The 17476-nt window shown below is 70.5% G+C and carries 14 protein-coding genes; 5 read left to right on the top strand and 9 right to left on the bottom strand.

All coding sequences use genetic code 11. The features are described 5' to 3' along the window. Positions 1-8: 8 nt before the first annotated feature. Complete coding sequence (locus ACRDPS_RS02115; protein ID WP_431499963.1) at positions 9-791, bottom strand: DeoR/GlpR family DNA-binding transcription regulator; 783 nt, start codon at positions 789-791, stop codon at positions 9-11. A 250-nt stretch (positions 792-1041) separates the two neighbouring features. Here ACRDPS_RS02115 and ACRDPS_RS02120 point away from each other — a divergent pair, with 250 nt between their 5' ends. Continuing rightward, positions 1042-3576, top strand: coding sequence for a LamG-like jellyroll fold domain-containing protein (locus ACRDPS_RS02120; RefSeq protein WP_431499964.1), 2535 nt, complete (start codon positions 1042-1044; stop codon positions 3574-3576). Between the two features lie 134 nt (positions 3577-3710). Next, the gene (locus ACRDPS_RS02125; RefSeq protein ID WP_431499965.1) at positions 3711-4544 is read left to right on the top strand and encodes a sulfurtransferase; all 834 of its coding nucleotides are present in this window, start codon (positions 3711-3713) and stop codon (positions 4542-4544) included. A 3-nt stretch (positions 4545-4547) separates the two neighbouring features. On the opposite strand, the gene ACRDPS_RS02130 is transcribed toward ACRDPS_RS02125, so the two are convergent. Then, positions 4548-5282 (bottom strand): SDR family NAD(P)-dependent oxidoreductase, encoded by a 735-nt coding sequence (locus ACRDPS_RS02130; RefSeq protein WP_431499966.1) that lies wholly within the window; start codon positions 5280-5282, stop codon positions 4548-4550. A 186-nt stretch (positions 5283-5468) separates the two neighbouring features. On the opposite strand from ACRDPS_RS02130, the gene ACRDPS_RS02135 reads away from it, so the two are divergent. Then, a complete protein-coding gene (locus tag ACRDPS_RS02135) occupies positions 5469-6344 on the top strand; it encodes an NAD(P)-dependent oxidoreductase (protein WP_431499967.1) in 876 nt (291 codons plus the stop codon). Here the strand turns inward: ACRDPS_RS02135 and ACRDPS_RS02140 are convergent. Both ACRDPS_RS02140 and ACRDPS_RS02145 read right to left on the bottom strand, forming a co-directional pair. Continuing rightward, entirely contained in the window at positions 6333-6746 is a 414-nt protein-coding gene (locus ACRDPS_RS02140; RefSeq protein ID WP_431499968.1) for a VOC family protein, read from the bottom strand. The two genes, ACRDPS_RS02135 and ACRDPS_RS02140, sit on opposite strands and share 12 nt — an antisense overlap. A 65-nt stretch (positions 6747-6811) precedes the next feature. Continuing rightward, positions 6812-7525 (bottom strand): TetR/AcrR family transcriptional regulator, encoded by a 714-nt coding sequence (locus tag ACRDPS_RS02145; RefSeq protein ID WP_431499969.1) that lies wholly within the window; start codon positions 7523-7525, stop codon positions 6812-6814. Between the two features lie 317 nt (positions 7526-7842). On the opposite strand from ACRDPS_RS02145, the gene nhaA reads away from it, so the two are divergent. Continuing rightward, on the top strand, positions 7843-9726 hold the full coding sequence (gene nhaA, locus ACRDPS_RS02150) for a Na+/H+ antiporter NhaA (protein ID WP_431499970.1): 1884 nt from the start codon (positions 7843-7845) through the stop codon (positions 9724-9726). Between the two features lie 17 nt (positions 9727-9743). On the opposite strand, the gene ACRDPS_RS02155 is transcribed toward nhaA, so the two are convergent. Genes ACRDPS_RS02155 through ACRDPS_RS02175 form a run of 5 tightly spaced genes read right to left on the bottom strand, consistent with a single transcriptional unit; the run spans position 9744 to position 15847 of the window. Next, positions 9744-11393, bottom strand: a complete 1650-nt coding sequence (locus tag ACRDPS_RS02155) for a PucR family transcriptional regulator (RefSeq protein WP_431499971.1) — start codon at positions 11391-11393, stop codon at positions 9744-9746. 10 nt (positions 11394-11403) lie between these two features. Then, positions 11404-12534 (bottom strand): o-succinylbenzoate synthase, encoded by a 1131-nt coding sequence (gene menC, locus ACRDPS_RS02160; protein ID WP_431499972.1) that lies wholly within the window; start codon positions 12532-12534, stop codon positions 11404-11406. Next, positions 12531-13328: a GNAT family N-acetyltransferase gene (locus ACRDPS_RS02165; RefSeq protein ID WP_431499973.1), complete on the bottom strand. Its 798-nt coding sequence runs from the start codon at positions 13326-13328 to the stop codon at positions 12531-12533. Before ACRDPS_RS02165 ends, menC begins: the two co-directional genes overlap by 4 nt. Then, positions 13325-14461 (bottom strand): M20 family metallopeptidase, encoded by a 1137-nt coding sequence (locus ACRDPS_RS02170; protein WP_431499974.1) that lies wholly within the window; start codon positions 14459-14461, stop codon positions 13325-13327. The genes ACRDPS_RS02165 and ACRDPS_RS02170 overlap by 4 nt, the downstream gene beginning before the upstream one ends. Beyond that, positions 14462-15847 (bottom strand): serine hydrolase domain-containing protein, encoded by a 1386-nt coding sequence (locus tag ACRDPS_RS02175; protein ID WP_431499975.1) that lies wholly within the window; start codon positions 15845-15847, stop codon positions 14462-14464. It abuts the gene before it with no gap. A 160-nt stretch (positions 15848-16007) separates the two neighbouring features. On the opposite strand from ACRDPS_RS02175, the gene ACRDPS_RS02180 reads away from it, so the two are divergent. Continuing rightward, positions 16008-17468 (top strand): amidohydrolase family protein, encoded by a 1461-nt coding sequence (locus ACRDPS_RS02180; RefSeq protein WP_431499976.1) that lies wholly within the window; start codon positions 16008-16010, stop codon positions 17466-17468. Positions 17469-17476: the final 8 nt, after the last annotated feature.

Genomic DNA, 17476 nt, shown 5'->3' on the forward strand with positions numbered 1-17476 from the left:
GGGCCGTCTTAGGAGGGATCCTCATGAGCGACCTCGGCGACGATCAGCTCCTCGGACGCCTCCTCCAGCACCGACCGCGCGTCGGCGGGGATGCCGGAGTCGGTGACGATCACGTCCGCGTCGCCGAGCGGGGCGATGCTGCTGAGCCCGATCGTGGACCACTTGGTGTGGTCGGCGAGCACCACGAGACGGCGGCCGGCTGCGACGAAGGCACGGTTGGTCTCGGCCTCGAGGAGGTTGGGCGTGGTGAACCCGGCCTGCACGTCCATGCCGTGCACCCCGAGGAAGACCAGGTCCAGGTGGAGCGACTGCAGCGAGGCCAACGCGATCGGGCCGACCAGCGCGTCCGAGGGCGTGCGCACCCCGCCGGTGAGAATGACGCTGGTGCCGCGCTTGTCCAGCTCCTCGGCGATGTGCATCGAGTTGGTCACCACCGTCAGGTCGAGGGAGGCAGGGATGGCGCCGGCAAGGGTCCAGGTGGTGGTGCCCGCGGAGAGCCCGATCGCGGAGCCCGGCGTGATCAGCTCGAGCGCCGCCTGAGCGATCGCGCTCTTCTCCTCGACCTGACGCACGCCCTTCGCCTCGAACCCGGGCTCGTCCGTGCTGGGCAGACGCTTGACGGTCGCACCGCCGTGCACCTTGTCGATGCGGCCCTGCGCCGCGAGCGAGTCCAGGTCGCGGCGGATGGTCATGTCCGAGACGTCGAGGAGCGTCGCGAGCTCGGCCACCCGTGCGGCGCCACGGCGCTCGATCGCCTCGATGATCCTGCTCTGTCGCTCGGCCGCCAACATGTTCAGAACCTTCTCACTTCCACAGCAGGGCGCCGCGTACGACACCGGGAGTTGTGGTCAAGGTTCGCACCATCAACGAATCAGTGTCTATATCTGTTCACTTTGTGCTCGATTCTGTTGACACTCGTTCGAGCATGTGTGTGAAATAGATCACTCGTCTGGGCTCGGTCTCCGTTTCGGTACGCCGGGCCGAGCCCGGAACGGGGAGTGCGGATCCCCTCCCGCGCGCTCGTCGAGAAAGGCTCAGACAGTGACACCGAAGTCTCCTCGCCCCGCCGCGGCCAGACCGCGCCCGGCACTCCGCTCCCTGCCCCTCAGCATCATCACCGCCCTCGCTCTGGTCACGACGATGGTCGCCGCGTTCGGCAGCCGCGCCGAGGCCGACGACGCGTCCCAGCCGGCCGGTCTGTCGATGACCACGCCGTGGACGGACGACGTCTCCCCCGACAACGCGCTGCCCGAATATCCCCGTCCGCAGCTGGCCAGGACCGAGTGGCGCAGCCTCAACGGCACCTGGGAGTTCTCCGGCGCCGCGGCCGATGAGCAGCCGCCCTTCGGCTCGGCGCTGGACGAGGAGGTGCTGGTTCCCTACCCGATCGAGTCGGCCCTTTCCGGCATCGGTCGCCATGAGGACCGGATGTGGTATCGGCGTACATTCGAGGCGCCGAAGTCCTGGAACATCGGCTCCAAGAGCAGGCTCGTGCTCAACTTCGGCGCCATCGACTACGACTCGACCGTCTACGTCAACGGCGTCGAGGTGGCCACCCACCGCGGCGGCTTCGACAAGTTCTCCGCCGACGTCACCGACGCGCTGCGCGAGAACGGTCCGCAGGAGCTGGTCATCGGCGTCACCGACCTCGGCGACCAGACCTGGCAGCCGCTGGGCAAGCAGCGCAACGTACCGGACCGCGGGATCTTCTACGAAGGCGCCTCCGGGATCTGGCAGACGGTCTGGATGGAGCCGGTCTCTGCTCAGGGCCACGTTCAGAGCCTGCGTACGACACCCGACATCGACACCTCCACGCTCGCCCTCACCGTCGACGCCGCCGCCGCGGAAGGTGCGACAGTCGAGGCGGTCGTCAAGGCGGGCAAGAAGACGGTCTCCGTCACCCGCGGAGCGGCCGCGAGCAAGCTCACGGTGCCGGTGCCGAAGGCACGGCTGTGGTCGCCCGACGACCCCTATCTCTACAAGCTCCAGGTCACCCTCAAGCGCGGGAACAGAGCCGTCGACACCGTCGGCTCCTACTTCGGCATGCGCGAGATCGGGACCAAGAAAGGAGCGGACGGGAAGCTCCGGATCACGCTCAACAAGAAGATCACCTTCCTGATGTCCACACTCGACCAGGGCTACTGGCCGGACGGGATCTACACCGCACCGACCGACGAGGCGCTGCGCTGGGACATCTCGGAGACCAAGAAGCTCGGCTTCAACACCATCCGCAAACACATCAAGGTCGAGCCCGATCGGTGGTACTACGCCGCCGACCAGCTCGGGATGCTGGTCTGGCAGGACATGCCCTCGATGAAGACCGGTGGCACTCCCCCGCCCGAGGCGCAGACGGAGTTCAAGCGGCAGCTGGAGACGATGGTCGACCAGCACGACTCGTGGACCTCGATCATCGGCTGGGTGCCGTTCAACGAGGGCTGGGGCGAGTGGGACCGCACCGAGACCGGTGAGATCGCGGACGCCGTCAAGGCCCAGGACCCCAGCCGCCTGGTCAACGCCCACAGCGGCGTGAACTGCTGCGCCTCCCTCGGCGACAGCGGGCGCGGCGACGTCATCGACTGGCACGCGTACACCGGGCCGGCCCAGAACATGCCGTCCGAGGACCGCGTCGCCATGGACGGTGAGCACGGCGGCTACGGCCTCGAGGTCGATGACCACATGTGGTTCGGCGAGGGCCACGCCTACCAGATGGCGGCGACCAAGGAGGAGTTGACCAGTCTCTACGTGGAGAACCAGGAGGCCGTGCTCGCCTCCGCCCAGCGCTGCGGCATCAGTAGCGCCGTCTACACCCAGACCACCGATGTCGAGCACGAGGTCAACGGCTTCTACACCTATGACCGGCAGGTCAAGAAGATGGACTTCGCCCAGGTACGCGCCGTGAACCGCTCGATCATCGACGGCGCCGACGGCTCCGGCACCCCGCCGGGCGAGGTCGACCCCGGCACCCCGGGCCTCGACGGCGTGCACGCCTACCCGTTCTCCGAGGGCAGCGGTACGACCACCGCCGACTCGGTCGGGGACGCGGACGCGACCCTCACCGACGCCGAGTGGGTGACCGGCGTGGAGGGGAACGCGCTCTCGTTCGCCGGGACCGGCGCGGCGGACACCGGAGAGACGCTGATCAAGACCGACGGCAGCTACAGCGTCTCGGCATGGGTCAAGCTCGACGAGGCCGGTGGCGCCTTCCAGACCGCGGTCAGCCAGGACACCGGCCGTGACAGCGCCTTCTTCCTGCAGTACAGCGGCGCCGACGAGCGTTGGTCGATGAGCTTCAGTGGCGTTCGGGCCCTCTCCTCCGAGAAGCCCGTCCCCGGCCAGTGGTACCACCTCACCGGGGTCCGCGACGCGGCCACCGGCAGCCTGGCGCTCTACGTCGACGGCCAGAAGCAGGGTGAGCAGCAGGTCTGCACCGCACCCGCCACGACCGGCCACACCGTCATCGGCCGCGGCCAGTTCGGCGGCAACCTGGTCGACTACCTCGGTGGCGACATCGACGAGGTCCGCGTCTTCGACCGCGCCCTCTCGCCGGAGGAGGTAGCCGAGGTCGCGGGGCGGTAACCCCCTCGCACCGGCCGGCGTGATTGCGGGGTAACACGTCGTTCGTAGTACTGGTCGCCCTATTGGAACGACCGGATAGTCCTACGAACGACGTGTTACCCCTGGCTGGCCGGCACGCCTGAAAGAATCGATCCGTGAACGTACTCATCAGCGCCGACGAGCTTGCGACCGCACTCGGCTCCGACCACCCGCCTGTTCTCCTCGACGTACGCTGGCAGCTCGGTGGCCCGCCGGGACACGAGTCCTATCTCGAGGGCCACGTCCCCGGTGCCGTCTACGTCGACCTCGACACCGAGCTCGCCGGCCACGGTGAGCCCACCGACGGCCGCCACCCGCTCCCGGCACTCGAAGACCTGCAGGCGGCCGCGCGCCGCTGGGGGATCTGCGAGGGTGACACGGTGGTGGCCTACGACGCGGTGGGTGACACCGCCGCCGCTCGCGCCTGGTGGCTGCTGCGTTGGGCAGGGATCGCCGACGTACGCCTCCTCGACGGCGCCCTCGGCGCCTGGACCGAGGCCGGGCACCCGCTGGTCACCGACGACGTCGTGCCGACGCCGGGCACCGTGACGCTGACGCCCGGGCACCTGCCGGTGCTCCCGTTCGAGCAGGTCGGAGCGTACGAGGGTGTCCTGCTCGACGCCCGCGCCGGCGAGCGATACCGAGGCGAGGTCGAGCCCATCGACCCGAAGGCCGGGCATATTCCCGGCGCCACCTCCGCGCCCACCGGCGACAACCTCGCCGCCGACGGCAGGTTCCTGCCGGTCGAGGAGCTCCGCGCCCGATTCGCCGCGCTCGGCGTCGAGGCAGGCTCCCCCGCCGCCGCCTACTGCGGGTCCGGGGTCACCGCCGCCCACCAGGTCGCCGCCCTCGCCGTCGCCGGCCACGACGCGGCACTGTTCCCGGGCTCGTGGAGCCAGTGGAGCAACCACGATCTCCCGGTCGCGACCGGCCGGCAGGCCGACGGGTGACACTCACCAGGACACGGGCCCGCTGGCGTCGACGAAGGTTCCCGTCGGCTCGTCGGTAGAGAGATTCGCGGCGCGGGCGATGACCTCAGCGGCCTCGTCGGGGGTGAGCGGTGCCTGCTCCATGTTCCCGGGAGCCAGGTCGGTCTGCACCCATCCGGGGCACACCGAGGTCACCTTGATCGCGGTGTCGGCCAACGCCTTGGACAGCACGATCGTGATGGCGTTGAGCGCGGCCTTGGACGACTGGTAGGCCGGGACCACCATCGAGTGCCACGGGGAGCTCGGGTCCGTCTGGTGAGCGAGCGAGCCCATGGCGCTCGAGACGTTCACGATGCGCCCCTCCGCACTCTTGCGGAGCAGTGGCAGGAACGCCTCGGTCACGGCGACCGGCCCCAAGACGTTCGTGGCGTAGGTCTGCTCGAACATGGCCAGGTCGAGAACCTCCTTGGGATCCTGATTGGTCGCCTCCGGCAGGATCCCGGCGTTGTTGACCAACACGTCCAGCTGCCCGTGCCGCTCGGCCACCTCGGCCGCGGCCGCACTCACAGACGCGGGGTCGGTGACATCCAGCTGCACGCTGCCCACCGAGAGCCCCTCGGCCGCGAGCTCGCCCGCGACCTCCTCGGCGGCCTCGACCTTGCGCGCCGCGACGATCACGTGCACGCCGTCACGGGCCAGGCGGCCGGCGGTCGCCAGGCCGATCCCCTTGTTCGCACCGGTGATGAGGGCAATCCTCATGACAGTTCCTCTCTGATGACTTCGCGGCCCTCCTGTTCGAGCCGCATGTGTGAATCACATCAGTTCGAGGCGGAGCTTTCTGGCGAGAATCAGACATCGCATGGAGGCGAGCGATCGGGCCCCTTGACCTCAAGTTCACTTCATCTTCAACCATGGTTGGACCACGACGACAGATGGAGTTGAAACATGACTGAGAGCACCGATCGGCCCGCCGTCACCGTGATCGGCCTGGGCAACATGGGCTCAGCGGTCGCACGGGCACTGCTCGAGCGCGGCTACCGGACCACGGTCTGGAACAGGACCGCGGACAAGGCCGACGCGCTCTTCGAGGCAGGGGCCGAGGTGGCGTCGACAGCGGGGAAGGCGGTGGCCGCCAGCCCGCTGACGATCCTCAGCCTCCTGGACAACACCGCCGTCGAGGACGTGCTCGAGGCCGTCGGCGAGGCGGCCGCAGGCCACACTCTCGTCAGCCTGACCAGCGGCTCCCCCGACCAGGCACGAGCCAACCAGTGCTGGGCACTCGCCCACGGGGCGGCGTACGTCGACGGGAAGGTCATGGGCGACCCGCCCGACGTGGGCACACCGAAGATGTCACTGGCCTTCAGCGGCGACCGCGACACGTACGACGCCGTCCAGCCGACGCTTCGAACCCTCGGCTCCGCCGCCTACTACGGCCCTGACGCCGGGCACGCGGCCGTCGAGTTCAACGCCCAGGTCGCGATGGGTTACGAGTTCCTGGTCGGCTTCCTGCACACGCTCAGCCTGGTCGAGGCCGAGGGTATGGACCTGGAGGCGTTCACCGACCGCCTCGCCGGGTCGCTGGCCGGCTACGCCGGGCTGCTGAAGATGATGGCGAGCGCGATCAAGAGCGAGACGTACGGCCCCGACCTCGGCTCGCTCGACGTCCAGGCGGCCCTGATGGACGATCTGATCGGACATCGGGAGTCGGCAGGCGTCGAGGCCGTACGGATGCGGGAGGTGAAGGCGCTCATGGACCGCCGCATCGCCGACGGCCACGGCGATCAGGGCTTCTCCAGCCTGTATGCGCTCCTACACCCCTGAGGGTTGCGCCTGGGCGGCGACCTCGGCCTTGGAGCGCAGCACACAGAACTGGTTGCCCTCGGGATCGGCGAAGATCACCCAGCCGGTCCCGGGACCATACTTCCCACGGTGATCGGCGACCTGGGTCGCGCCCTCTCCGAGCAGCCGCTCGACCTCCTCGTCCTGCGTCGCATCCCGCGGGCGTAGGTCGAGGTGGATGCGCTTGGCCGGCAGCGGGTCGTCGGAGACCTCGATGAACAGCAGCTGATGGCCGGTCTCCGGGTCGAGGATCATGCACTCCTCGTGTCCGGGGAGATTCGGGTCGCCCTCCACATCGACATAGCCGAGCAGCGCCTTCCACCATTCGGAGAGCGCGTACGCGTCATGGCAGTCGATGGTCGTGTGCGAGACGAGAAGGGTCATGCCCAACATCGAAGCCCATGGTCGCGTCCCCGTCCACCGGGTTACGGCCGGCTGGTCGGTGGACCTCAGGCCGGCTCGACGACCTTCTCCTCCATGAACTGCGGGAGCAGTTCGATCGCGATCGGCGCCGCGGCTTCGATCTTCTCCTGGTCGACGCCACAGATCCGCAGCGCAGAGGCCGCGATCGCCCACGCCTCCGCGCACGGGATCCGGCGGGACGGGTTCTCGGTGCGCATGTTGATCACGCCCTCGACCATCTGAATGAGCAGGTCACCCAGCTGTTTGTAGCTGATGGCCGAGCGCACGGTCTTCGAGGTCACCTCGCCGGCAAGGCGCGCGTAGTGACCGGCCAGCTCCTCGTGCTCGGTGCGGAACTCGTCGTAGATCTCGCACTTGGCCACATCGGGCAGCTGGTAGAGCATGCCGACGTTGTGCGGCACGTCCGCCAGCGTGCGTACGTCGACCAGCACCAGCAGGTACAGCGCCGTCTCGTAGTCGAGCGGCGGCACCTGGGCGAGGATCTTCTCCACCTTGTCCGTGGTCGGGCGGACCGACCTGCGGAGCAGCTCGGCGAGGATCTCGTCCTTGCCCGCGAAGTGGTAGTAGAGCGATGCCTGCCGGATTCCGACCATGTCGGCGATCTCGCGGGTGGACGTCGCGGCGAAGCCCTGGGAGACGAAGAGCCGAGAGGCTGCGTCCAGGATCTGATCGCGTGGAGAGGTCGTACCGGAGTCGGGAACATGCCTAGGGCGGCCGGGCCGAGAACGCCTAGTTGTCATGTGGCCCATCTAACTCCCGTCTTTCCTTTCAAGGAAGTCTTGAAAGGACTTTGTCCTCTACTTTTTTCGGGCACTATGGCCCGCTTGACATAGCTAGATCAGGCTATTGCCACGGTGCGCGCGTTTATGCCTGTTTGGACAGGTGCGCCAGCACCGGAAAGCCCCCAGGACGACATCGGTGGGCCGAGATCAGCCTCCACCTGCCGTCACCAAGGCCTAACGACGCTGTAGATGACAGGTCACGCATCTGTAGGTGTTTCGTGTCTCAGCTGCCAGGACCGGGTGCGCCTCGGACGGCACCTGCCTAGAGTCATCGCGTGGGAACACAACAGAGTCGCACCCGCGGCGACGCGGATCCGACCGGACAGCTCGGCACCGCGCTGCGGCACTTCGTGCACCTGGAGTCGACGAGCGCCGCACTGCTCGTCGTCGCCTCGCTGCTGGCGCTGGCCTGGGCCAACTCGGCGTGGTCCCACGGCTATGAGCACCTGTTGGAGACGGTCCTGTCGGTCCGGTTCGGTGACGTCGGGCTCTCGATGAGCCTGCACCACTGGGTCAACGACGGCCTGATGGTGGTCTTCTTCTTCGTGGTCGGCCTGGAGGTACGCCGCGAGCTCGCGGTCGGCGAGCTCACCGACCGCCGCCGCATGGTGGTGCCGCTCGTCGCCGGGACCGGCGGGCTGATCCTGCCCGCCCTGATCTACCTGATCTTCAACCACTCGGGCGAGGCGGCCCGCGGGTGGGGCATCGTGATCGGCACCGACACGGCGTTCCTGCTCGGCATGCTCGCGCTGGTCGGGCCGGCGGTCTCCACCCAGCTGCGCATCTTCCTGCTCACCCTGACCGTCATCGACGACATCGTGGCAGTGAGCGTCATCGGGGTCGCCTACACCGAGCAGCTGCAGATCGGCCCCCTGGTGGCGGCCGGGCTGGCCCTGGTCGGGATCTTCGTGCTCGACCGGGTCAAGGTGTGGCGGGCCGGGCCGTACGTCCTGCTCGTCCTCATCGCGTGGATAGCGACCCTCGGCGCCGGTCTGCACGCCTCGATCGCGGGGATGCTCGCCGGACTGCTGGTCCCCGCCGCGGAGCCGACCCGGGCCCAGATGGAGGTCGCGACCTCGCGGTTCCGGGCGTTCCGGCAGTCCCCGCTGCCCACGCTGCAGCGCGAGACGCGCGACGAGCTGACCCGTACGATCTCGGTCAACGAGCGCCTCCAGGAGACGCTGCACGTGCCGACGAGCTATCTCATCGTGCCCGTCTTCGCGCTCGCCAACGCCGGCGTCGACCTGCGTGACGGCGTCCTCGGGGAGGCACTCACCTCACCGGTGACCTGGGGCGTCGTGGCCGGGCTGGTCCTGGGCAAGACGCTCGGCATCGGCGGCGCGGCCTACCTCGCCACCCGGCTGCGCATCGGACGGCTCCCGCAGGGAGTGGGCGGCGGTCACGTCCTCGGCGGCGCCGCCCTGTCGGGGATCGGCTTCACCGTCTCCCTGCTGATCACGACCCTCGCCTTCGACTCCGAGACCCTGCAGCGCGACGCGATCGTCGGCGTGCTCATCTCCGTCGTCCTCGCCTCCGCGCTCGGCTGGGTGATCTTCCAGGTCGCCGCGCGCTATCTCGGCCAACGCGACGCGGCCCTGCCGAAGGTGCTCTCGCCACCCGTGGACCCGGCGCGCGACCACGTCTTCGGTGCCGAGGACGCCGAGGTCACCCTGGTCGAGTACCTCGACTACGAGTGCCCCTTCTGTGCCCGCGCCACCGGCACCGCCAACGAGGTCCGCGACTACTTCGGGCCACGGATCCGCTACGTCGTACGCCACCTGCCCCTCCCCCAGCACCCGCACGCCGAGCTGGCCGCGGTCGCCGCCGAGGCCGCAGCGCGGCAGGGCAAGTTCTGGGAGATGCACAAGCACCTCTTCGCCCACCAGAGCGAGCTCGAGCACAAGGACCTCGCCGGCTATGCCGGCGAGCTCGGCCTCAACATCGAGGAGTTCCTCCGCGACCTCGAGGACCCCGAGCTCGCCCAGCACGTCCGCGACGACATGGACTCCGCCACCGCGAGCGGCGCCCGCGGCACCCCGACGTTCTTCGTCGGCACCCACCGCCACGAGGGCCGCTACGACGCCCGCACCCTCATCGCCGCGCTCGAACGGACCGCCACCGGGGAGACCGCCCGGCTCGGGATGCGCTCGCGACGCTGACCGTGCCCTAGCCTCGCTCAGCGTGGAGCCAGGATCCGCAGCTGGAGCATCGCCGCGAAGCGCTGCTCCGGGTCGGAGAGGTCCAGGCCGCTGACCTGCTCGAGCCGGCGCAGCCGGTAGCGCAGCGTGTTGGGGTGGATGAAGAGGGCGCCGGCAGCGGAGCGTACGTCGCCGTTGGCATCCAGCCAGGCGTCCAGGGTCTCGGCCAGGCCGGAGTCGTTGCGCGCGTCGTAGTCGAGCAGCCGCGCGATCGGGCCGACCGGGCGCTCGCCGCGAGCGGCCGCGAGGTCGCGCAGCTCGAGAAGCAGCGACTGCGTGTAGACGTCGGAGAGTCGTGCCACCGAACGAGACGCCGTCCCTGGAGCGACGCCGTCGCGGAGCACCCGCAGCGCTCGGTTGGCGGCCTCACGCGAGGCGACGATCGCGCTGACGTCGGAGCCGACGCCACCGATACCGACGACGACCGGCAGCCGAGATCCGAGGCGCTCGCAGAACTCCCGGCCCAGCCTGGTCGCCCGTTCCTCGGGCTCGGAGCCGTCGCCGGGCAGCGGGACCAGGGCGTACGCGATGCCGCCGACGACCGCGACGGCCGAGGCCGGCACGGCGGCCGAGAGGTGCGCCGCGAGCGCGTCGGCCGCGCGCTCGAGGCTGCCGGCGCCGCCGGGGTCCGGCTCGTGCTCGTGCTCCGCTGAGACCTCGTGGCGCTGCGCCATGGCGAGCACCACCACCGGACGTCCGGCGAGGCCGAGCCGGCCGAGCGCGTCCCGCGCGCCGGCGCCGCCTTCGAGCACCGAGCTGACCAGGTCGGTACGCAGCCGCCGCTGCACGTCGGCACCGGCCCGCACGCGCAGCATGTGGAGCGCGACCAGGCTGGCGGCGTCGCGCAGGGCCGCGCTTCGCTCGGGCGTGACCTCACCGTCCATCGCGGCCCAGATCGAGCCGAGCACCTCGTCGCCGGCGCGTACGGCGATCGCCACGCGTTGCTTGCTGATCCTGTCCTCGTCGAGCCGGGCCGGGTCGACGACGACGGGCCGGTGCTCGCGGTAGAGCTCGCGGAAGACGCCGAGGTCGGTGAGCATCCGGGCGTAGCGTTCGGGCACCTGACGGCCGATGACCGTCTCGACCCGGGAGGCGTCGGCCTCGTCCTGGCGGCCCGAGAAGGCGAGCACCCGGGAGCTGCGGTCCTCGATCGTCACCGGCGCGTCCAGCAGCGCACCGATCGCGTTGGCGACGGCGAAGAGGTCGCCCGAGGGCAGACCGCCGAGCGTGTCGGCCTCGGCCGGGCCGATGTCGCCCTCGGCCAGCAGCGAGCGCAGCAGCGCGGTCAGCTGCGTCCAGGTCGCCCCGCGACGCAGCCCCAGCAAGGCGATCCCGGCCTCGTCGACCGCGGCGGCCAGGGCCGCGCTCAGCACGACGGGAGCGCGTACGACCAGCCCGACCGCGCCGCGCCGGCCTACATCGCCGACGAGCTCGGGCAGATCGCCCGGCGGCACCCCGACGGCCAGGACCAGCGCTCCGGCGGGATGGACCGGCTCGTCGTCGGGGTCGTGGATGACCGCTCCCCCGATCTCGCCCTCGTGGGCCGGGTCGCCGGCCAGCAGCTCGAGGAGCGAGTCGCCGAGGTCGTCGAGGACTCGGCCCAGGCTCGCGCGCGGACGCTGGCTCACGCCCGGAATCCTAGGCCGAGCCCGGGGCGAGCGGGATCCATTCGGTCGAGTTGGTGAACGACTCCAGGATCTCGGGGACGGGGGTGACCCCGAGGCCCGGTCCGGTCGGGACGGTCATGTGGCCGTCCTCGATCGTGAGCGGTTCGGTGATGTCGGTGCGGTAGAACCGGTCGGAGGCGGAGATGTCGCCGGGCAGCGTGAACCCCGGCAGCGCCCCCAACGCGGCGTTGGCGGCGCGGCCCAGGCCGGTCTCGACCATGCCGCCGCACCAGACCGCGAGCCCGTGCGCCGCAGCGAGGTCGTGGATGCGCACGGCCTCCAGATAGCCGCCCACGCGACCCGGCTTGATGTTGATGATCGAGCAGACGCCGAGGCTGATCGCGGCGGCCGCGGTCTGGGCGGAGACGATCGACTCGTCGAGGCAGACCGGGGTGCGGATCTGGCGGGCGAGCGTCGCGTGGCCGAGCACGTCCTCCTCCTCCAGCGGCTGCTCGATGAGCAGCAGGTCGAAGGGATCCAGCTTGGCCAGGTGGCGGGCGTCGCGCAGCGTGTAGGCGGTGTTGGCGTCGACCTGCAGCGGGACGTCACCGAACCGCTCCCGGACCGCGGCCACCGGCTCGACGTCCCAGCCCGGCTCGATCTTGAGCTTGATGCGTACGTAGCCGGCGCCCAGATAGCCGCCGACCACCTCCAGCAGCTGCGGGATCGAGTCGAAGATGCCGACCGAGACACCGCTCGGCACCCGCTCGTGCACGGCGCCGAGCTCACGGGCCCACGAGCGTCCGGCCGCGCGCAGCTCGGCGTCCAGCACCGCCATCTCCAGCGCCGCCTTCGCCATCCGGTGCCCCTTGAACGGATGCAGGACCTTCCCGACCGCGTACGCCCCGTGCCGTTCAATCTCGCCGGGGGCGGCGGCCAGGGCCGGGAGCAGGAATCGGCGGAGCACGTCGGCGGTCGCCTCGACGTACTCGGAGGAGTAGAGCGGGTCGGCCATCGCTACGCACTCGCCCCACCCTTCGCTCTGCGAGGTCACCGCGCGCAGCAGCAGGATGTCGCGCTCGGTCTGGGTGCCGAAGGAGGTCCGGAACGGCGACACCAGCGGCATCGACACCCGGCGCAGCTCCACGCCTTCCAGCTTCATTCGATTCCTTCCTCACGGTTCGTGCCGGTCAACAGATAGCCCTTGTCGCGGTCGAAGCCGGCCACTCGGCCCGATTCCAGGCCGCTCAGCAGCTGCTCGCGGACCTTCGTACGCCACTCCCTTGCCTGGGCGGGGTCGGAGATCCGCAGCGCCTCGATGTCGCGAGGCACCTCGACCCACGACCCATCGTCCACATCGGCGACCCTGGCCGGGTGGCCGTCGCAGGCGGCCGCCACCTCCGGCGAGTCCAGGTCCCAGTGCACCAGGATCCGGTCGCTGGCGTCCTCGGCGTCGTTGATGCCGTCGGCCATCGAGCCGTAGAAGTCGGTGAGATACTCCGCGCCGCGGGCGCCCAGCTTGCCCAGGTTGAAGTAGGCGTTGCGTGCCACCAGCGGGTCGAAGGTCCACTCCACCAGCGTGATCCCTCGCTCCAGGCACCAGGCCCGCTGGTGCAGCTTGAGCGCGAAGCCGGCGTGCCGGCCGGCCATCTCCGGGACCACGCCGGCGATGTGGCTGTGCATCGTCCGGGCCGCCGGCACCGAGTGGAACCCGACGCAGACGCCGACCAGCTCCCCGCCGGGCCCGTCGGCCGTGTCGAACGCCCCGGCGACGTAGCCCTCGGCCTTGCGCATCGCGAGCATCAGCTCGGACCCGAGCGGCGGGTTGTCGGATACGCCCCAGATCCTGCCGAGCACCTGCTCGGCGCGCTGCAGCTCGGCGATCCCGTCGAGCTCGCGGACGGTGATCCGGGCAGCCGCGGCGGCCCGCTCGTACGCCCCCCATGCCTTTGTCACGGCCGGCCTCCTGGAACGCCGGCCGGAAGATCAGCCAGCAGCTCTTCCAACAGCCCGTGCAGCAGCAGCGTGCGGTCGACGACCCGGTCGACCAGGACATGCTCGTCCTCGGCGTGGGCTCCGCCACCGACCGCGCCGAGCCCGTCGAGAGTCGGCGTACCCACCCCGGCGGCGAAGTTGCCGTCGGAGGCTCCTCCGACCGCCGCCTCCCCCGGCATCGGCAGCCCGAGCCGGGTGGCCACCGAGACGGCGCGCTCGAACAGCGCGCCCGAGAGCGCCTCCTCCAGCGGTGGCCTGTTGATGCCGCCGTGCACGACCAGCTTCGCGCCCGCGAGCACCGGCTCCAGCGCCCGGATCCCGGAGTCGACCCGCTCCTGCTCGGCCGCGCTCCAGGCCCGTACGTCGACCGTGAACCGCGCCGCGCCCGGCACCGTGTTGAGCGTCGTGCCCGCCGATGCGGACGTCGGCGTCGCCGTCGTCCCCGCGGCCGGGTCGGAGAGCGCGGCCACCGCCGGCACCTGATGGGCCAGCTCGAGGGTCGCGTTGACCCCCTTCTCCGGCTCCAGGCCGGCATGGGCGGCCCGCCCGACGACCTCGACCTCATACATCGAGGTGCCCTTGCGGGCCGTCTTGAGCGCGCCCCCGTCCGCGGAGGCCTCGAGCACGAGCACTGCCGACGCCTCGCGGGCCTCGGCCTCGATCAGCGCGCGTGAGGACGGCGAGCCGAGCTCCTCATCACCCGTGACCAGGAGGCTGACGCCATCGGGCGAGGGCAGCGCGGCGACCGCGTGGAAGGCCATGACCAGCCCGGTGAGCATGTCGAAGCAGCCCGGGCCGCGCAGGACACCGTCGGTGACGGCGTACGGGATCCGCTCCAGGGTGCCGTGCGGCCAGACCGTGTCGTGGTGGCCGAGCACCAGGACGCGCGGCCCGGGCCCGAAGCGCCAGCGCAGGTGGGTGACCCCGTCGACGACCAGACGCTCCGGCGCAGCGCCGAGATGGGCGGCGCCCAGGCGGGCCACGACCTCGGCCGAGCGTGCGACGGCATCCAGGTCGGCGGACGGTGACTCGATCTCGACCAGCTCCCGGACGTCGGCCAGGAGCCGGTGGAGGTCGATCTGAGGTTGACTCATTCAGGCCTTCTTCGGGGTCGCGCGGGCGCCGAAGTGGAGGTATTCCTCCCCGGTCGGCAACGTGTAGAAGCGTACGGGGAAGTAGGCCGAGGACTTGTCGGGCTTGACGGCGAAGAGCGCCTCGGCGACCGGCACCAGCTCGTGCACCTCCGGCTCGGAGGCTCCCTCGAGCTCGGCGACGGGTCCGGAGACGGTCGTACGCATCACCGGCCTGCCGTCGAGGACCAGGATCTCCGACAGGACCGACTCGCGTGAGTACTCGCCGAGGAACGGCGTGATGTCGACCTCGGGCGCGTCGGCGGGGACCTCGAAGCGGTCGGGGAGGCGTACGTCGGCGAGCTCGGCGAAGATCTCCTCGAAGAGGTCCTGGTAGAGCGCGATGGCGCTGGCGACATTGGTGTTGAGCGAGACCGCGATGCCTGCCTCGGGAAGCAGCCGCAGGAACGCGGCCTGGCCGATGGTGTTGCCGTCATGGCCGATCGCGCGCTCGCCGTGCCAGTCGCAGCGGAACCAGCCCAGGCCCCAGGAGTCGCCGAGCAGGTCCTTCTCCGGGCACTCGACCTGGAAGTCGGCCATCGCCGCAACCGAGTCGGCCGAGAGCACCCGGGCCCCGTCCTTCGCCAGACCGCCACTCAGGTGCATCCGGGCGAAGGCGAGAACGTCGGTGGCGGTCGCGGTGATCAGCCCGGCCGGTCCGCACGAGCGCGGCAGCCCCCAGACCGGTGCGACGACGATGTCCTCGCCGCTGCCCATGTGGCCCATCGCGTGGGCGAAGACCATCGCCTCCTCCGGCAGGGTGCTGGTGTGGGTGAGGCCGAGCGGGGCGAAGACCCGCTCCTTCATGGCCTGGTCCCAGGTCTGTCCGGTGATCGCCTCGATGACCCGGCCGAGCAGCACGTAGCCGGAGTTGCAGTAGGACCAGGTGGCGCCCAGCGGGTGGTTCTGGGCGGCCTCGCCGAGGCGGGCGACGTACTTCTCCAGCACGTCGTCACCACGTCCGGTGTCGGTGAAGACGTCGCCGTCGATGCCGCTGGTGTGGGTGAGCAGGTGGCGGATCGTGACCTTCTCGGTGACCCCGGGATCGCGCAGGTCGAGGTCCTCGAGGATCTCCTTGACCGGGCTGTCGAGGGCGAACCTTCCCTCGTCGACCAGCTGCATCACCACGGTCGCGGTCCAGACCTTGGAGATCGAGCCGATCTGCCAGACCGAGTCGGTCGTGGCGGGCTGGCCGGTGGCGGTGTGGAGCACGCCGGTGGCGGTGGTGAAGAGCTCGTCGTCGGCGCCGTCGCGGCCGACGCGGAGGATGCCGAGCTGGGCTCCGGGAACGCCGTGCTTCTTCGTCAGCTCGGTGAGCCTGGTCTCCCAGTGGGCGGTGTCGATGGTCATCGGATCTCCTTCTCGAGGGTGTGCGGAGCGCCGCCCCCGCATGTTTAAACCGTAGGGAGTCTCGGAGGCGTCCGTGCTCGTCCCATCGGACAGTCAACCGACCATGCTGTTGTCCGATCTCACAATGGCCCGCCGTGGCTGGGGACGGTTTGATGGCGGAGTGCTGATTCTCCGTGGTGGCCTGGTGACCGACCCCCGAGCAGGGACAGAGCAGGTGGCCGACGTGGCCGTCTCCGACGGGTCCGTGGTGGCCGTCGGGAGCGTGCCCGAGGGCCCGGCGGACGAGGTGATCGACGTGACCGGATTCGTCGTCGGCCCCGGGTTCGTCGACCTGCACAGCCACGTCCACTCGATCGCCGGGCAGCGGCTCCAGGCGATGGACGGGGTCACGACCACCCTCGACCTCGAGTCGGGCCTGCTTCCCCTCGACCTCGCCTACGAGCGGGCCGCGGCCGACGGCCGGGTGCTCCACTACGGCTTCTCCGCCTCCTGGGGTGACGCGCGCGCCGTCGCGCACCTGGGGATGGTGCCGGGCGCCGACCTGGAGGCCTCGCTGTCGATGCTCAGTGACCCTGCCTGGCAACGTACGTCCTCGGCCGCGGAGCGGCACGCGTGGCTCGAGCTGCTCGAGTCCGAGCTGGCCGCGGGGGCGCTCGGGATCGGCGTGCTGATGGGCTACGCCCCACGATCCGACCCCGCCGAGTTCCTCGACGTCGCCCGACTGGCCGCCACAACCGGCACCGCGACCTTCACCCACGTGCGCGAGATCGTCGAGGCCGATCCCACCACCCCGGTCGACGGCTCGGAGGAGATCACTCGCGCCGCCGCCGAGACCGGCGCGCGGATGCACCACTGCCACGTCAACAGCACCTCCCGACGCCACGTCGACCGCGTCCTCGGCCTGCTGGAGGACTCGCGCACGGCCGGTTCCGACGTGACCGTCGAGGCCTATCCGTACGGCGCCGGCTCCACCGCGGTCGGCGCATTCTTCCTCGCCCCCGAGCGGCTGGGCGCCTGGGGTCTGGTGCCGTCCTCGATCACGATGGTGACCACCGGCGAGCGGATCGGCTCGGTCTCGCGCCTGGCCGAGCTGCGGGCCACGGATCCCGGCGCCGTCTGCGTGGTCCACTTCCACGACGAGGACTCCCCCGCCGACAACGCGATGCTCCAGCGCGCCCTGGCCTTCCCGGACGCGATCGTGGCCAGCGACGCCATGCGGGTGGAGTGGCCCGGGGGCATCATCGACACCCGCGAGTGGCCGCTTCCGCCCGGTGGCCACACCCACCCCCGCACCGCGGGCACCTACGCCCGTTCGCTGCGCCGGATGGTCCGCGAGAGCGGCGCCTGGACCTGGCCGGAGGCCTTCCGCCGCTGCGCCTATCTGCCGGCTCAGGTGCTCGCCCCGTTCACCCCCGCCATGCGCACCAAGGGCTATCTGGCCCCGGGCGCCGACGCCGACCTCGTCGTGCTCTCCCCCGACCAGGTCACCGACCGGGCCACGTACGTCGACCCGACCCGCCCCTCGGCCGGCGTCGTCCATCTCCTGGTCGACGGCACCTTCGTCGTCCGCGACGGTTCTCTCGACCCGACCGCCTATCCCGGCCGGCCGGTGCGTCGCTGAACGCGGGC

The organism is Nocardioides sp. (genome assembly GCF_050699375.1).
Classification (GTDB): Bacteria; Actinomycetota; Actinomycetes; order Propionibacteriales; family Nocardioidaceae; genus Nocardioides.

What these genes read in the sequence shown, in the direction of transcription:
- ACRDPS_RS02115 (WP_431499963.1), bottom strand. Translation starts at nt 791, where the DNA reads ATGTTGGCGGCCGAGCGACAGAGCAGGATCATCGAGGCGATCGAGCGC.
- ACRDPS_RS02130 (WP_431499966.1), bottom strand. Translation starts at nt 5,282, where the DNA reads ATGAGGATTGCCCTCATCACCGGTGCGAACAAGGGGATCGGCCTGGCG.
- ACRDPS_RS02135 (WP_431499967.1), top strand. Translation starts at nt 5,469, where the DNA reads ATGACTGAGAGCACCGATCGGCCCGCCGTCACCGTGATCGGCCTGGGC.
- ACRDPS_RS02140 (WP_431499968.1), bottom strand. Translation starts at nt 6,746, where the DNA reads ATGACCCTTCTCGTCTCGCACACGACCATCGACTGCCATGACGCGTAC.
- ACRDPS_RS02145 (WP_431499969.1), bottom strand. Translation starts at nt 7,525, where the DNA reads ATGACAACTAGGCGTTCTCGGCCCGGCCGCCCTAGGCATGTTCCCGAC.
- menC (WP_431499972.1), bottom strand. Translation starts at nt 12,534, where the DNA reads ATGAAGCTGGAAGGCGTGGAGCTGCGCCGGGTGTCGATGCCGCTGGTG.
- ACRDPS_RS02170 (WP_431499974.1), bottom strand. Translation starts at nt 14,461, where the DNA reads ATGAGTCAACCTCAGATCGACCTCCACCGGCTCCTGGCCGACGTCCGG.
- ACRDPS_RS02175 (WP_431499975.1), bottom strand. Translation starts at nt 15,847, where the DNA reads ATGACCATCGACACCGCCCACTGGGAGACCAGGCTCACCGAGCTGACG.